The organism is Acinetobacter sp. AOR41_HL (assembly GCF_027854645.1).
Taxonomy (GTDB): Bacteria; Pseudomonadota; Gammaproteobacteria; order Pseudomonadales; family Moraxellaceae; genus Acinetobacter; species Acinetobacter nosocomialis.
The window spans coordinates 1-15,262 of record NZ_JAKTHZ010000023.1; the positions used below are offsets into that span (position 1 = coordinate 1).

Genomic DNA, 15,262 nt, shown 5'->3' on the forward strand with positions numbered 1-15,262 from the left:
GGGACTGTTCTAAATTTTGTGTAAGTACTTAATTTTCATTTATCCTTCAGAGGATAATTACAAAAGGTACTTCACATGGATGAAGCAACAATCAAAAGTATGGCTGCCGAATTGGCTAAAGGTCTAAAAACACCAGAAGACTTAAACCAAATGACAGCAGTCTTTAAAAAATTCATGATTGAAACTGCACTCAATACTGAACTTTCAGACCATCTCGGTTATGAAAAGCATCAGCCCAAGAAAGGCTCAAATAGCCGTAATGGGTTTAGTTCTAAAACCATTACAACTCAAGATGGACAACTGGCTTTAGATATTCCCCGTGATCGAGAAGGTTCATTTGAGCCACAAATTATAAAAAAGCACCAAACACGCATCACCAGTATGGATGACCAAATCCTCTCACTGTATGCAAAAGGAATGACTAATAGGGAAATTGTAGCCTTCTTCAAAGAAATGTACGATGCCGATGTGTCAGCATCTCTCATCAGCAAAGTTACCGATGCTGTGATTGAGCAAGTGACTGAGTGGCAAAATAGAGCCTTAGATAGCCTTTATCCTGTTGTCTATCTTGACTGTATTGTTGTCAAAGTCCGTCAGCACTCCAATGTGATTAACAAGTCCGTATACCTTGCTTTAGGCATCAATATGGATGGGCAAAAAGAATTACTGGGTATGTGGATTGCTCAGACAGAAGGTGCCAAATTCTGGCTGTCAGTCATGACAGAGCTAAAAAATCGAGGAGTACAGGACATTCTTGTTGCCTGTGTAGATGGATTAAAAGGCTTCCCTGACGCGATAGCCTCTGTTTACCCTCATACTGATATTCAACTGTGTATCGTGCATGTTGTACGCAATAGCCTGAGATTTGTAAGCTGGAAAGACTACAAAGCTGTTACGTCGGGTCTGAAAGCGATTTATCAGGCAAGTACAGAGGAAAATGCTTTAAAATCCCTAGACATCTTCTGTGATCAATGGAATCACCAGTATCCCAAAATTGGAGAATCCTGGCGGGCCAATTGGGAAAATATCCGAACGATCTTTAGCTATCCAGCCGAAATACGTCATGCAATTTATACAACAAATGCGATTGAGTCGTTGAATAGCGTAATACGCCATTCAACGAAGAAAAGGAAAATCTTTTCATCTGATGACTCAGTAAAGAAGGTCATTTACTTAGCAACATCAAATGCTGCGAAGAAATGGACGATGCCAATTCAAAATTGGCGTTTAGCAATGAATTGGTTTACGATTCAGTTCGATGATCGATTAAAAGATCATTTATAAAAAATGGAACTTACACAAAATAATTTACAGGCTCCATACAGCATAACTGCATGTTTTCGTTCAGAACAAAACGAACTCGCTTTGTTCCTTACTCAGATAAGTCTACGCAGAGGTATTTCATTTCGACATATTCTTCAATGCCGAATTTTGAACCTTCACGGCCTAGACCTGATTGTTTTACGCCACCAAACGGAGCAACTTCGTTTGAAATCGCGCCTGTGTTAATGCCGACCATACCGTACTCAAGTGCTTCACCCACTCGCCATTGACGAGCTGTGCTTTGAGTAAACAAATAAGCAGCTAAACCGAACTCGGTATCGTTCGCCATTGCCACTGCTTCATCTTCAGTTTTAAAGCGGAACAGTGGTGCAAGCGGACCAAAAGTTTCTTCTTTAGACACTTTCATGTCTTGTGTTACGCCAGTTAACACAGTCGGTTCAAAGAATGTACCGCCAAGTGCTGAACGCTGCCCACCGATACGAACTGTTGCACCTTTCTCAGTTGCATCTGCAATATGAGACTGAACTTTTGCAACTGCATCTTCATCAATTAAAGGGCCTTGAGTTGAACCTTCTTGACGTCCGTCACCTACTTTAAGCTTAGACACAGCTTCAACCAAACGCTCTGCTAACGCATCATAAATACCGTCTTGAACATAGATACGGTTAGCACATACACAGGTTTGACCACTGTTGCGATATTTACTTGCCATAATGCCCTGAACTGCTTGTTCAAGATTAGCATCGTCAAATACTACAACTGGTGCATTACCACCGAGTTCAAGCGAAAGTTTTTTGATGGTTGGCGCACATTGTTGCATCAAGATACGGCCAACTTGTGTTGAACCTGTAAAGCTTAACTTACGAACAATATCGCTTTCGCATAGGGTTTTACCCACTTCAACCGCATCACCACTAATGTTAATTAAAACATCGGCTGGTAAGCCTGCCTGTAAAGCCAATACTTCAAGTGCATAAGCGGTTAACGGCGTTTGTTCTGCTGGTTTAACCAACATAGAACAACCTGCAGCAATCGCTGGACCTGCTTTACGCGTAATCATGGCAGCCGGGAAGTTCCACGGCGTAATCGCAGCAGTAACACCAATTGCTTGTTTAATTACGAGCAGACGTTGATTTGGTTGAGTAGGTGTTAACACTTCACCATCAATACGGCGAGCTTGCTCGGCAAACCAACGAATGAATGAAGCTGCATAACCAATTTCACCACGTGCTTCTGCCAATGGTTTACCTTGCTCAGCCGTTAAAATCTGTGCCAGATTTTCTTTGTGCTCAAGCATGAGGTTGTACCATGCCAATAACACATCAGCACGCGCCAAGGCAGTTTGCTTTTTCCAAGCAGCTTGCGCTTTTGCCGAACGGTTAATTGCAGCTTCAACCCCTGCACGGTCATAGGTTTTTACCCATGCCAAAGTTTCACCTGTAGCAGCATCATTCACCTCGATATAGTCATTTGATGCAGGTGCTTCTAATGAAATATCAGGATGTTTTAATAAATACTGCAAATTATTTTGAATCATGCAGATTGCTCCATTGCTTTTGCACTACCTGCTTTTAGTGTTGCAAAACCTTGTTTCAAGATATCAAGACCTTGACGGAATTGCTCAGCAGGAATGGTTAATGGATATAAGAAACGAATTACATTACCGTATTTACCACAAGTAAGAAGTAACAACCCGTTTTCCATTGCATAGTTTTGTACAACTTTTGCTTGTTCAGCAGTTTCAAGTTCTACTGCAACCATTGAACCTAATGCACGAATATCAGTGACCACGTCACCTGTTGCTTGCTGAATATCTTTAAGCGTAGCAACTAACTCAGCGCCTAATTCATTTGCACGGTCGCATAGGTTTTCTTCTTCAATCGCGTCAATCACGGCATGCGCAGCTGCAACTGCAATTGGGCTACCTGCATAAGTACCGCCTAGACCACCTGGGTTTGGCGCATCCATGACTTCTGCACGGCCTACAACACCTGAAATAGGGAAACCACCACCCAAGCTTTTCGCCATCGTGATGAGGTCTGCTTTAGTTTCATAATGGTTCATCGCAAACAATTTACCAGTACGGGCAAAACCAGATTGAACTTCATCAGCAACAAGTAAAATACCGTGCTTGTCACAAATTGCGCGTAAACGTTTTAAGAACTCGGCTGGCACAACATTGAAACCGCCCTCACCTTGTACTGGCTCAAGTACAATTGCTGCAACATCATGTGGCGCAATATCTTCACTGAAAATATCTTCAACGCTTTCAATTGCTGCATCTACTGAAATGCCTTTAGCAGGTACTGGGTAACGTGCATGGAACACACCCGCTGGCATTACACCAAAGTCACGTTTGTAAGGCGCAGTTTTACCTGTCATTGCCATAGTCATAAATGAACGGCCGTGGAAACCGTTACCAAACGTGATAATGCCATGACGACCTGTATAAGAACGGGCAATCTTCACTGCATTTTCAACTGCTTCTGCACCTGTTGTGAAAAAAGCTGCCTTCGCAGGACCCGCAATTGGCGCGCGTTCATTAATACGTTCAGCCAAAGCAACATAGCTTTCATAAGGCGTAACTTGATAGGCAGTATGCGTAAATTTAGTGAGTTGTTCAGTCACCGCTGCAATTACTTTAGGGTGGCGATGGCCTGTATTTAAAACCGCGATACCACCAGCAAAGTCGATAAATTGGTTGCCTTCCTTGTCCCAAAGCGTGGCATTTTCAGCTTTTTCCGCATACCACTGACACATCACGCCTACACCACGTGGAGTTGCTTGCTGTTTACGTGCGTTAAGTGCAGAATGTTGATTATCCATTTGATTCCCTCATATTTTCATCATCAGTTGCAGCTTTGGTTTCTTGCATCCTGTGCTTAATTTTCAGGGTGCTTTACAACGACTGCCTATGCATGTAATTTCGCTCGTCTGATGCCAACTGACGAGAGCCACTTTTTAACTGTAGGAGAGAGCCAATTGCGTAGTTTACTTGGAGATCATTTGCTGCAACGACTCCAACAGGACACTGAAGGGAAACTACATCAACGCCTTTTCCGTTGCCTGCGTGGTGCCATTATTGATGGAGTCATCCAGCCGAAGACTCGTCTACCTGCATCACGCGATTTAGCCAGTGAAATTCATGTTTCGAGAAATACGGTACTGAGCGCCTACGAACAACTACAGGCTGAAGGCTACTTAGAAGCACGGACAGGACATGGCACTTGGGTTGCCGAAAAGTTACCAGAGAGTTTTTTAAATACACAAAATAAGAAAAAAGTAGTTTCTAGCCCAAATGTTCAAAGTTCTTACGCCCTCTCACAACGTGGCTCAAATTTATTAGGCTATGCCGCAGCCTCGCCACATCAATGGGGAGCCTTTGTTCCGGGAGCGCCTGATGTTACCGAGTTTCCTCATCATATTTTTAGCCGTATTCAAGCACGCTTAAGTCGCGAACCAGACATTAACCGCCTGATTTATAGCAACGCTGGTGGCTGTATAGAGCTTCGAAGTGCATTGGCAGATTACTTACGTGTTGCACGTTCAGTTCAGTGCGATGCAGACCAGATTATTATTACCGAAGGCATTCACCAAGCGATTGATTTAGTCTCACGTGCACTGAGTGATATGGGAGATAAAGTCTGGATTGAAGATCCCGCTTATTGGGGAATGCGTAATACATTACGAATTAATGGCCTCGATATTCAGCCCATGCCTGTCGATGCTGAAGGCATTATTCCTGAAGAAAATCCGACAGTACCGCCTAAACTCATTTTTGTCACACCATCACATCAATATCCGCTTGGCTCACATCTAAGCCTTGATCGTCGCAGACAATTGATTCAAATTGCACGTCAGCACAATAGCTGGATTGTAGAAGATGACTATGACAGTGAGTTCCGTTTCTCGGGTCAGCCTTATCCATCTTTGCAAGGCTTAGAAAATAACGCACCTGTTTTATATATGGGCACGTTTAGTAAAACCATTTATCCATCCTTAAGAATTGGTTATTTGGTCGTCCCTAAGCCGCTATTTTCACCGCTACGTATTGTCGCAGCCGAGCTTTACCGTGGTGGGCATTTGCTTGAGCAAAAGGCTCTCGCTGAATTTATTCGTGAAGGTCATTATGAAGCGCATATTCGCCGTATGCGTCTGCTCTATGGTAAACGCCGTGACTACTTAGTGAGCTTAATTCAACGCTACCTTGGTCCCGAATTTATTCATGAATATGACGAAGCGGCAGGGTTACATCTGGTTTTAAAACTGCCGAACGCTTGCGATGATGTCGCGATTGCAGCCACAGCGCTTGAACGTGGTGTTAAAGTTCGCCCACTGTCTCAGTACTACATGCAGTCGCATGCACATGCCGAACGTGGACTGCTGATGGGCTTTGCCTGTGTAAATGAAAAAGATATGGTGATGGCTTTTGGTGTCTTGCTCCAATGCTTACGTGAAGCAGGCGTACCTACGCTGAATTAAAGATTCTTCCATATTAAGACAAACAAAAAGAGCCTCATAGTGAGGCTCTTTTTTATTTAAAAATTTAAACTAATTTTTCTTCATGGCTATGAGTTAAATGAGTCGCTCTACGCTCTTTACCCCAACCTAGCTTTTCAGACAACAATCCGAAGAACACAATAATGCCGAATAGCGCTGTAGTGTAAATCACTTCTTTAAAATAGGTGCCTTCAATCAACATGGTAAGAATTGCACCAATAATTGCAAAGATCACCAGGTAAGTTAAGTAAGGGAACATCCACATTTTAAAGTCAATTTTCACGCCTTCAGCTTCTAATTTTTTACGCATACGAAGCTGAGAATAAGCAATGGTTAAGTACACATATAGTGTTGCTGCACCTGTTGTTAGCATGAAAAAGTCATACACATCCATACTCTTGGTTGCAGTTAAAACCACGGCAATTACAGAGAAGAAGCATGACACAATCACGCCCACCCACGGACTACTTTTACTGTTTACAGAGCCAAAACTTTTTGGTGCATCACCACGTTTAGACAACGAGAATAACATTCGTGAACATGTGTAAAGCGCCGAGTTAAAGCAGCTACATACCGATGTTAGAACTACAAAATTTACAATATGGCGCGCGCCCGGAATACCAAGAGCAGACAACGTAACGCTATAAGTACCCCAAGTTGAATCTTTCAAAAGTTCATTGTTGTGAGGAATTAAACATACCGCAACAAACATTGATCCAACGTAGAATAAAATAATTCGCCAAACCACAGAGTTTGAAGCTTTACGAATTTCTTTAGATGGATTTGCAGACTCTGCCGCTGCTACAGTCACAATTTCAGCGCCAATATAGGCAAACATCACCCCAAGCAAGGCGGTAATCACTGATGAACCGCCATTTGGCATAAAGCCTTGAGAGGTTAAGTTACTAATACCAGATGCAGCCGGATTACCCCAAGGCCATAAATGCATGATGGCTAAACTACCAATCACAAGGAAAACAACAATCGCGATAACTTTGATGAGTGCAAACCAGAACTCGAATTCACCATAGTTCTTGACGTTTTGTAAATTAACAGCAACTAGTGCACCAATCACCACGGTCATATAGACCCAGATCGGTATAAACGGGAACCAGTTATTTAAAATTTTTCCTGCTACATAAGCTTCCCAGCCCATGAGCATTGCCAGCGTACACCAGTACAACCAACCAATTGAAAACCCTGCCCAACGACCAATCGCACGATCCGCATAAGTTGAAAAAGAGCCACTGTCGGGATTTAAAACGGCCATCTCGCCTAACATACGCATGATGAACCAAACGAGTAAACCACCTAAAGCATAAGTTAGAAAAACCACCGGACCGGTGTTGTAGATAATACTGCCTGAGCCAACAAAGAGAGAGCCACCAATAACCCCAGCAATCGAGATCATGGTTAAGTGGCGTGATTTAAGTCCATGTTTTAAACTTTGGGAGTGATTGGCTTCAGAACCATTTTGATGAGCTGCCATATCATTTTCCTTAATATATGGAGGATATCGGCTAGTCTCGGAAATCCTCCGAAGCCAAAAAATATCCCCTAAAAATTTAGCCGTTCTGCTCAACTCCTAAAACAGAAAATTCACTGAGCTTATCCGGCGCTTCCGTATGCATACTTCCAATGGCTTTAATTTGTCGTTTCGGCTCTCAAGAAACGAGAGCCATTTTTGTAATAAAAGAGAGAGCCAATTGCAAAATTTATACGCAAAATTGGCCCTTTTTGTATTAAGTGAGGCTAAATAGCTTTTAGTTTTTATTTTAAGCAGTTTGAAATACTTTAGTTTTGTTCAGAAATTAATAACGCTTTTGTGCCTGTTTCTAAGGCTCTAAATATATGTTTTTGATCGGCTGGATAACAAATGTAATCACCAACTCCCAGCTCAACCGCTTCATCAATTAAACCCACCAAAGCTTTACCTTCAACCACAATAATATGTTCGACAGAACCGACCGGATGTGGTTCTGAAAGACGATCTTCACCCGGCTCAACAATCAATAAATACACATCTCGACGCGCATGGGGGGGACAGGTCGCCAACAAAATTGCTTTGTAATTGGCAATCTCCGAACTCACCGTTGGCCCATCACCACAGCGAATGACTTGCACTTGATTGCTCGGTTCTTCCATCAAACGTGCAAATGGAATATTGAGTGCAACACAAAGTGCCCATAAGGTTTCAATACTTGGATTACCTTGCCCTGCCTCTAATTGAGAAAGTGTAGATTTGGCAACACCTGCACGGCGCGCAACCTCCGCTAATGAAAGACCTGCTCTTTGGCGTTCACGCGTTAAACCTTTGGCAATAATTTCAATTGGCTGAGACATTCACCACACCCGTTCTATAAAAAAAACGATCGTTCGTTTTGACAAAACAATCAGACTTATTCATTATAATGGAAAATCGTTCGTTATATCATGCTATGTCTACATACTCTCTGATTAAAAAACTTAGTAAAGACACTACTCGCTCGATTTTCTTTGTGTGTCTAGCAACAAGTGTGGTGGGTATGTCCTTAGGTTCACTCGCCGCAAGTTATGACTTAGCACTCTGGATCCCACTTTGCCTGTCCGTATTTGTGCTGGCAGGAACTGCTGAATTTATCTTTATTGGATTCTTGGCGGTAGGTGGTAGCCCGATTGCGGCTGCAATTGCAGGACTACTCGTCAATTTAAGACATCTACCTTTTGGCATTGCGGTCAATGAACTGATCCGAGGCAAATTCTCTCAGTATTTTGGGTCTCACATCATGAACGATGAAAGCGTTTTGTTTGGCATGGCACAACCTGATTTCCAAACCAAAAAGGCTGCTTACTGGCTATGTGGTATAGGCATCATGCTGACTTGGCCACTCGGCGTCACTGCTGGTTATTTTATTGGGAGTGCTATTCCAGACCCAAAAACATTTGGCTTAGATGCCATTTTTCCTGCCATTTTAATTGCTCTTACTTTTAATGCTTTAAAGAATAAATCGACTCGAAAAGCTGCATTTGCCGGATCAACTTTAGCACTGATGACTACACCTTTTTTAGCCTCAGGGCTTCCAATTCTGATTTCGCTTTTTGGCTTAATATGGGGTAGAAAGAAATGAGTCAACAGTTACTTATTATTGTAGGAATAGCCCTACTTGCATTTGGAACGTATGGTATTCGTTTTGCCGGCTTTCACTTAGGTGCCAAGTTTTCGTTTTCTGAAAAATACCAAGTTTTACTCTCAAATGGCGCAACCGTTTTGCTCTGTGCCATTGCGGTGACCACTACATTTTTTGAAGGCCAACATTTTGCAGGTTTTGCACGTATATTTGGGGTGGCTCTAGCACTGTTCTTGGTTTGGAAAAAAGTACCGTTGTTATTGGTGATTTGTTTGGCTGCTGTGGGTACAGCCTTGTTACGTTTGCTTGGCATTGAATAATAAAAAAGGCGAGATAAACTCGCCTTTTTTGAAACTTTGATTAGAACGGTAAATCGTCGTCTAAATCAGCTGGTGCAGATGCTGGTTGTTGCGGCGCTTTAGGAGCAAAACCACCACCTTGCGGACTGTTGCCACCATTACCGAAACCACCTTGGCCACCATAACCACCACCATTGTTTTGACCGTAGCCGCCACCTTGGTTGTTGTTTTGATAACCGCCACCTTGTTGAGGTGCATTAAAACGTGGTTGATTAAAATCATTACCGCCAGCGAAACCTTGTTCACCTTGTTGACGAGCATCTAACATTTGCATCTGGTCGCCACGGATTTCTGTAGTGTAACGTTCTTGACCATTTTGGTCTGTCCACTGACGCGTACGTAATGAACCTTCGATATAAACCTTAGAACCTTTACGTAAAAACTGCTGAGCAATTTCCCCTAAACGGTTATGCAAAACAATACGGTGCCATTCTGTTTGTTCTTTACGTTCACCTGACGTTTTATCGGTCCAAACTTCACTTGTCGCGATTGAAAACTGGGTTAACGAGCCCCCATTTGGAAAAGTTTTTGTTTCAGGATCACGACCCAAAGTACCAACCAAAATAACCTTATTTACACCACGCATTAGCTGTCTTCATCCTATTCATTTCTATGTTTTACTTTATAAGAGTTATGCTTAAATGGCTACCTCTTTACCAAACAACTGCGTTAAATCACGTCGTGCAGCATCATCAAGAGACTGTTTATCGACTTTAATATAAGCAACTTGCTGGTCAGGCATCACCACAACTTCTTCAATACCACGAATTGCCAATAGCTGTGTGGTCCACTCATTCACCTGTTGCACTTGCGGCAATGGCAGCACAATCGATGACAAATACCGCGGCTGAGCTAAACCAAAACTAATTAGCAGCCATATTATAGCAATCCCTGCTAAGACACTCCATCCAATCGCAGTATTATGTAACATCAATAATTGACCACCTAGTGTGCCGCCAAAAAAAGCCCCTAAAAACTGGCTACTAGCATTTACACCCATAGCGGTGGCTTTCGACTGAATTGGAGCAGACTTTGATAACCAAGATGGTAATAATGCTTCCATCACATTAAAAGCGATAAAGAAAATACCTAAGCCTGCAAGCAAGACATATTTGGACTGATAACCAAATATCAGTAATAGTAAACCTGCAATAATGCCTGTAATTGCGGTTAAGAAAATGCCGCGCATTTTGCGGTATTTCTCAGCGATGATAATGCTCGGAAATGCAAAAAATAAACTAATCACCAAGAGTGGCAAATACACTAAACCATGGCTCGCCAAAGGAATATGCGCAAACTCGATAAGCTGTGAAGGCACATAAATAAACATGGCTGTCAGTAATAAGTGCAATGCAAAAACTGACACATGTAAACGGTTTAAATCACCCATTTGAATGACTTGTTTAAGCTGTGCCATATAGCCTTGCTGATAATTACGATGATGGCGGGTCACTTTAGGCACCAGCAATAACATCAAAATCGCAATTAAGCCCATAATGGTTGTCACAAAGAACAAACCAGAAATACCAACAAGACTGGTGAGCCAAGGCCCTAGACTAAATGCCACCACAAAAGACAGACCAATACTCATGCCCATGGCAGCCATGGCTTTAGTACGCTGCTCTTCACGTGTCACATCGGCTAAAAGCGCCATGACCACTGCCGAAACTGCACCCGCCCCAGCGATAGCACGGCCAATAATTACGCCATAAATCGTGTCTGATAAACCCGCAATTGCTCCACCAATAGCAAAGAGTAGCAGACCAAATACTACAAGTGGTTTACGGCTAAAACGATCTGCCAGTAAGCTAAAAGGAATTTGTAAAATAGCCTGACTTAAGCCATATATACCCACAGCCAAGCCTATGAGTGCTGGAGTCGCATATTGATATGACTGTCCGACTACAGAAAAAACCGGAATAATCATGAACAGACCCAACATGCGTAGTGCAAAAATACTACTTAAAGCAAAAGTTGAGCGGCGTTCCAAAGCATTCATCATATCAATACACGTTATCAAACTAGGCAAATTATAAGCCGATTCGTTTCTAAAAATACGGGAGAGATGATTTAAAATAACGATTTCGGCTTAAAAAAATAAAGAGGCATTTAGCCTCTTTATTCTATCGAACTTTACTGAAAATTAGCTTAAGACGATTCTTGTTCACGTTTTGCATATTGGATAGATGCAATTACTGCCCATGCAATAAATGCAACACCAATGAGGCCTGTCACGACTTCTGGTATATGTAAACCTGTACCACTTGCAATCATAATGAAAGCCAATGCACCAATCGCATAATGTGCACCATGTTCTAAAAACACATAAGCGTCTAATGTGCCCTTTTCAACAAGATAAACCGTCATTGAACGAACGAACATTGCACCAATTGCAAGACCTAACATAATCACGACAACGTCGCTGGTAATGGCAAATGCACCAATTACACCATCGAAACTGAATGATGCATCTAACACTTCAAGGTATAAGAAACCACCCAAACCGGCTTTAATCACACCAGAAGTAGCGCCTGAACCGTCTTGCATGACTGCATTACCATCTTCATCAATTTCAGGTTCGCCGCCCAATAAATGACTAAGAACTTGTACACCAATGTAAACCACAATGCCCCAAACACCAGCCATTGTTACAGCTAAACGCTCATGATCTTCAACATAGCCCGCCATTACAATTAATGCGATGAGTGCAATAAAAACCGACATTGCTGGTACATTGGCTAGGTCAGATAATTTAACTTCAAGCCATCTAAACCAATGGGTTTCTTTCTCTTCATCAAAGAAGAAGTTTAAGAAAACCAACAATAAGAATGTTCCACCAAATGCAGAAATTTCCGCATGGTGAGCCATTAAACGTTCAGAATAGGTTTTTGGATCATTGAGTGCCATTTTAGCAACTTCAATAAAGCCCATGTCGGCAGTCATAGAAACAATCAAGACAGGGAAAATCAATCGCATACCAAAAACGGCGATGAGAATACCGACTGTCAAAAAGATCATTTTCCAAAAATGATCCCAACCACGAAGTACCGATGCATTTACGACAGCATTGTCAAAAGATAATGAAACCTCCATTACAGCTAAAATTGCAGTAATAGTTAAAGCTTTAAACATGGTCGACACGCCAGCTTCAGGTCCATGGGTAAAACCCCAGTAAGCGGCGAGTGCTAAACACACCACCGTAAAAAATATCGAAAATCGGAAATGCTTCATGGATCAGACCTATACCAAGAACTAAATTTAATCTTTATTAAAAACCGCGGCTATTATATCGATAATTAACCACAAAACGATGTTGTTTTATGCCGTTATTACCTTTACTTTATCTTCATGTTTAATAAAGAAATTTATAATATTTAATTAACTTGTTAATCGTATTAAATATTTTCTTGCGATATATCTATCATTATTATTTTTGTATTTTAAAATTGATTTAAAATCGAGGTTAGCTGTCTAATTTTAAATGGAATGATTTTATGCTTTTTTCTCAAGAACTCTGGCAACGTAATTTAAATTTATATCAAAAAATTCTCGACCTGCCTTTTAATCAGGAACTTGCTAACGGTACTTTAGATAAAGAAGCTTTTTGTCATTATGTTATTCAAGATGCTCAATACTTAGTGGCCTATGGTCGCGTACTGGCTGTTGCAGCAGCAAAAGCCTTTGATGCTGACGATATTATGCAGTTTTCAGATGCAGCTAAAATTGCAATTGTGGTTGAGCGCAGTTTGCATGATGACTTTATGAAAAATTTTGGTGTCACCAAAGAAGAATTTCAAAATACACCACTGACCTTGGCAGGCCATCATTACACTTCATTTTTAACAGCAACGGCTTGGTCTGAAAGCTACCCTGTTGTACTTGCTGCACTGTTACCTTGCTTCTGGATTTATGCCGAAGTCGGTAAAGATATTGTAAGCAAATCAATTCCTAACAACCCTTACCAAGCATGGATCGATACCTACGCAGGTGAAGAATTTCATACCGCCGTTCGTAATGTGATTGCCACTATAGACAAAGTTGCTGCACGTTGTGATGCAGATACTTTAGAGAAAATGCATGCTGCTTACACAATGGGTGCAAAACTTGAATGGTTATTTTGGGATAGTGCCTACCATCAAAGACAATGGTTAGGTTTAGATCAGATCTAAAATAAGATGAGGCTCTGACCATTTACTTCGTTAAATGGTCAGTCTTTCATTTAACTTTGGAACAACTGCCAACCATAAATTAAACCTGCCGCAGCGACCACCCAACATAAGGTTGCCAAGCCCAGACACGACCACATCGACACGCGTGTTGCCAGCATGTAAACCGCAACTAAATAAATGGCATAAGGAATAAGTGACCATAGACCAAACAGAGCCGTTTTTTGTAACGCTTCGGCTCCTTTTTGCTGAAAAACAATCACATGAGCAATTAAAGCAAAGGTAGGAAAAAGCGGGACTAAACCTGCAATATAAAATGCCTTACTTTTCGATAAAATCGAAATAATAAGGACAACCCCAGCCCCCAACATACACTTTAAAAATAACGCCCACATGCGCTGATCCTATTTGGTCATTTCCATTTCAAAACGCTTTATTTTGCGCTTTTTAAAGAAAATTAACAGCGGCTAATGCAATCAATGCAGGAACTGCCTGAATATAAATAATCTTTTTACTTGCAGTCAGCCCACCTTAAATACCCGCAATCAGTACACAGCCTAAAAAGAAGTTAGCAATTGATGTGGCAAATGGCGCATCAGCCAATAAAGACCAGAATAAACCTGCTGCTAAAAAGCCATTATAAAGACCTTGGTTCTGTGCCATGACTTTGGTGAGTTTTGCTTTTTCGGCATTATTTCCAAAGGCTTTCATGCCATAAGGTTTGTCCCACAAAAACATCTCTAACACTAAAATATAGACATGTAATATTGCGATAAGCGCAATGAATATTTGTCCGATCATACGTTTTTCCTTTTTATTTTAAAGATATGAAAAAAGATCAGTCTCTCGACTGATCTTTTTTATGTTTTACGGCTTTAGTAATACCTTGCCTTGACGAGCACCCTGCGTTGCTTTTTGAGCAGCAGTTTTAATCTCATCAAAACTAAATACACCTTCTACAGGCAAGATTAATTTTTTCTGAGTCGCTAGTGTTAGCAGCTCAACGATCAGTTCCTTTTTACGCGCGGCTGGCATTTCTTTATTGACCACACTCGCCCAGAAACCTTTTACTGTCGCTTGTTTGAAAATCAAATCGCCCGATGAAATCTGCATGGTTTCGCCAGTCATACTACCAAATGAAACGAGTAGGCTATTTTCACTAAGTAAATTCAGCATTTCGCCACTTGCTGTTCCACCAATCGAGTCCACACCAGCAATAAGAGGTTGGTCACCATGAATCTGTTTAACTTGCTCTTTCCAATTCGGCTGATCAGTCGCAACCACATGTTGGATGCCTAATGCTTGCATCTCGGCAATTGCATCAGTACGACGAACCAGATTAATCACAGGTAAACCACGTGCCTGTGCAATCATCGCAACCGTTTTACCTACTGCACCATTTGCCGTGTTTTGGATTAACCATTGACCCGGTTGAACGTTAACAAAGTCTAAAAGCATGAGAGCACTAATTGGCATACCAATCAGTTGCGCTGCTGTTTCATCATCAATTTCATTATTTAAAGGAATAAGGCCTTGAGCTGGTGCAATAAAGTATTCAGCCCAACTTCCATGCACAGCTGCCACAGCAATACGCTGGCCTACCTGTACATGAGTAACGCCTTCACCCAAGGCATCTACAATACCAACTGCCTCACTGCCACCAATTGCAGGTAAAGTTGGCTTATAGCCATAGCTTCCGCGTACAGTCCATACATCATGATTATGGATAGGAGACATAATGGTTTTAATACGCACTTCGCCTGCTTTCGGTTCTGGCTTTGGCATATCCGCCTGCTCTAAAACGTCTACAGGTTCGCCAAAATTACGATGGATAATACTTCGCATG

14 protein-coding genes and 1 pseudogene are annotated in these 15,262 nt (G+C 41.7%); 5 read left to right on the plus strand and 10 right to left on the minus strand.

What is annotated here, in order from left to right; all coding sequences use genetic code 11:
- Window positions 1–75: 75 nt before the first annotated feature.
- Window positions 76–1,284, plus strand: a complete 1,209-nt coding sequence (locus MKL35_RS08350; RefSeq protein WP_000343018.1) for an IS256-like element ISAba26 family transposase — start codon at window positions 76–78, stop codon at window positions 1,282–1,284.
- 88 nt (window positions 1,285–1,372) lie between these two features.
- Here the strand turns inward: MKL35_RS08350 and MKL35_RS08355 are convergent, their stop codons facing one another.
- Together MKL35_RS08355 and gabT are read right to left on the minus strand one after the other, a co-directional pair.
- Window positions 1,373–2,821, minus strand: coding sequence for an NAD-dependent succinate-semialdehyde dehydrogenase (locus MKL35_RS08355; RefSeq protein ID WP_002052182.1), 1,449 nt, complete (start codon window positions 2,819–2,821; stop codon window positions 1,373–1,375).
- The gene (gene gabT / locus MKL35_RS08360) at window positions 2,818–4,110 is read right to left on the minus strand and encodes a 4-aminobutyrate--2-oxoglutarate transaminase (RefSeq protein ID WP_004884860.1); all 1,293 of its coding nucleotides are present in this window, start codon (window positions 4,108–4,110) and stop codon (window positions 2,818–2,820) included. Before gabT ends, MKL35_RS08355 begins: the two co-directional genes overlap by 4 nt.
- A 156-nt stretch (window positions 4,111–4,266) precedes the next feature.
- On the opposite strand from gabT, the gene pdxR reads away from it, so the two are divergent.
- Window positions 4,267–5,766: a MocR-like pyridoxine biosynthesis transcription factor PdxR gene (gene pdxR, locus MKL35_RS08365; RefSeq protein WP_032011889.1), complete on the plus strand. Its 1,500-nt coding sequence runs from the start codon at window positions 4,267–4,269 to the stop codon at window positions 5,764–5,766.
- Window positions 5,767–5,830: 64 nt separating this feature from the next.
- Here pdxR and MKL35_RS08370 read toward each other — a convergent pair whose 3' ends face one another.
- Window positions 5,831–7,273 (minus strand): amino acid permease, encoded by a 1,443-nt coding sequence (locus MKL35_RS08370; RefSeq protein WP_032011888.1) that lies wholly within the window; start codon window positions 7,271–7,273, stop codon window positions 5,831–5,833.
- Between the two features lie 305 nt (window positions 7,274–7,578).
- The gene (locus tag MKL35_RS08375; RefSeq protein WP_002117406.1) at window positions 7,579–8,127 is read right to left on the minus strand and encodes a helix-turn-helix domain-containing protein; all 549 of its coding nucleotides are present in this window, start codon (window positions 8,125–8,127) and stop codon (window positions 7,579–7,581) included.
- 68 nt (window positions 8,128–8,195) lie between these two features.
- On the opposite strand from MKL35_RS08375, the gene MKL35_RS08380 reads away from it, so the two are divergent.
- Together MKL35_RS08380 and MKL35_RS08385 are read left to right on the plus strand one after the other, a co-directional pair.
- A complete protein-coding gene (locus tag MKL35_RS08380; RefSeq protein ID WP_032011887.1) occupies window positions 8,196–8,891 on the plus strand; it encodes an AzlC family ABC transporter permease in 696 nt (231 codons plus the stop codon).
- Window positions 8,888–9,211, plus strand: coding sequence for an AzlD domain-containing protein (locus MKL35_RS08385; protein WP_002052226.1), 324 nt, complete (start codon window positions 8,888–8,890; stop codon window positions 9,209–9,211). The genes MKL35_RS08380 and MKL35_RS08385 overlap by 4 nt, the downstream gene beginning before the upstream one ends.
- Before the next feature lie 40 nt (window positions 9,212–9,251).
- Here the strand turns inward: MKL35_RS08385 and ssb are convergent, their stop codons facing one another.
- The 3 genes from ssb to MKL35_RS08400 form a co-directional block, all read right to left on the minus strand.
- On the minus strand, window positions 9,252–9,836 hold the full coding sequence (gene ssb, locus MKL35_RS08390) for a single-stranded DNA-binding protein (RefSeq protein ID WP_002053972.1): 585 nt from the start codon (window positions 9,834–9,836) through the stop codon (window positions 9,252–9,254).
- Between the two features lie 51 nt (window positions 9,837–9,887).
- On the minus strand, window positions 9,888–11,252 hold the full coding sequence (locus tag MKL35_RS08395; protein ID WP_004711530.1) for an MFS transporter: 1,365 nt from the start codon (window positions 11,250–11,252) through the stop codon (window positions 9,888–9,890).
- 146 nt (window positions 11,253–11,398) lie between these two features.
- Complete coding sequence (locus MKL35_RS08400) at window positions 11,399–12,481, minus strand: DUF475 domain-containing protein (protein ID WP_032011886.1); 1,083 nt, start codon at window positions 12,479–12,481, stop codon at window positions 11,399–11,401.
- A 263-nt stretch (window positions 12,482–12,744) separates the two neighbouring features.
- Here MKL35_RS08400 and tenA point away from each other — a divergent pair, with 263 nt between their 5' ends.
- A complete protein-coding gene (gene tenA, locus MKL35_RS08405) occupies window positions 12,745–13,419 on the plus strand; it encodes a thiaminase II (RefSeq protein ID WP_004711529.1) in 675 nt (224 codons plus the stop codon).
- A gap of 50 nt (window positions 13,420–13,469) precedes the next feature.
- Here tenA and MKL35_RS08410 read toward each other — a convergent pair whose 3' ends face one another.
- The 3 genes and pseudogenes from MKL35_RS08410 to MKL35_RS08420 form a co-directional block, all read right to left on the minus strand.
- Window positions 13,470–13,811 carry a GlpM family protein gene (locus tag MKL35_RS08410; RefSeq protein ID WP_002053924.1) on the minus strand — a complete coding sequence of 114 codons (342 nt, stop codon included), beginning with the start codon at window positions 13,809–13,811 and terminating at the stop codon, window positions 13,470–13,472.
- 52 nt (window positions 13,812–13,863) lie between these two features.
- Window positions 13,864–14,217: pseudogene (locus MKL35_RS08415) on the minus strand (DUF1304 domain-containing protein).
- A 66-nt stretch (window positions 14,218–14,283) separates the two neighbouring features.
- Window positions 14,284–15,261 (minus strand): zinc-binding dehydrogenase, encoded by a 978-nt coding sequence (locus MKL35_RS08420; RefSeq protein WP_032011885.1) that lies wholly within the window; start codon window positions 15,259–15,261, stop codon window positions 14,284–14,286.
- Window position 15,262: the final 1 nt, after the last annotated feature.

Bases quoted from the DNA above. Each gene is read 5' to 3' on its own strand.
- MKL35_RS08350 (WP_000343018.1), top strand. From the start codon at position 76: ATGGATGAAGCAACAATCAAAAGTATGGCTGCCGAATTGGCTAAAGGT.
- MKL35_RS08355 (WP_002052182.1), bottom strand. From the start codon at position 2,821: ATGATTCAAAATAATTTGCAGTATTTATTAAAACATCCTGATATTTCA.
- gabT (WP_004884860.1), bottom strand. From the start codon at position 4,110: ATGGATAATCAACATTCTGCACTTAACGCACGTAAACAGCAAGCAACT.
- MKL35_RS08370 (WP_032011888.1), bottom strand. From the start codon at position 7,273: ATGGCAGCTCATCAAAATGGTTCTGAAGCCAATCACTCCCAAAGTTTA.
- MKL35_RS08375 (WP_002117406.1), bottom strand. From the start codon at position 8,127: ATGTCTCAGCCAATTGAAATTATTGCCAAAGGTTTAACGCGTGAACGC.
- MKL35_RS08380 (WP_032011887.1), top strand. From the start codon at position 8,196: ATGGAAAATCGTTCGTTATATCATGCTATGTCTACATACTCTCTGATT.
- MKL35_RS08385 (WP_002052226.1), top strand. From the start codon at position 8,888: ATGAGTCAACAGTTACTTATTATTGTAGGAATAGCCCTACTTGCATTT.
- ssb (WP_002053972.1), bottom strand. From the start codon at position 9,836: ATGCGTGGTGTAAATAAGGTTATTTTGGTTGGTACTTTGGGTCGTGAT.
- MKL35_RS08395 (WP_004711530.1), bottom strand. From the start codon at position 11,252: ATGATGAATGCTTTGGAACGCCGCTCAACTTTTGCTTTAAGTAGTATT.
- MKL35_RS08400 (WP_032011886.1), bottom strand. From the start codon at position 12,481: ATGAAGCATTTCCGATTTTCGATATTTTTTACGGTGGTGTGTTTAGCA.
- tenA (WP_004711529.1), top strand. From the start codon at position 12,745: ATGCTTTTTTCTCAAGAACTCTGGCAACGTAATTTAAATTTATATCAA.
- MKL35_RS08410 (WP_002053924.1), bottom strand. From the start codon at position 13,811: ATGTGGGCGTTATTTTTAAAGTGTATGTTGGGGGCTGGGGTTGTCCTT.
- MKL35_RS08420 (WP_032011885.1), bottom strand. From the start codon at position 15,261: ATGCGAAGTATTATCCATCGTAATTTTGGCGAACCTGTAGACGTTTTA.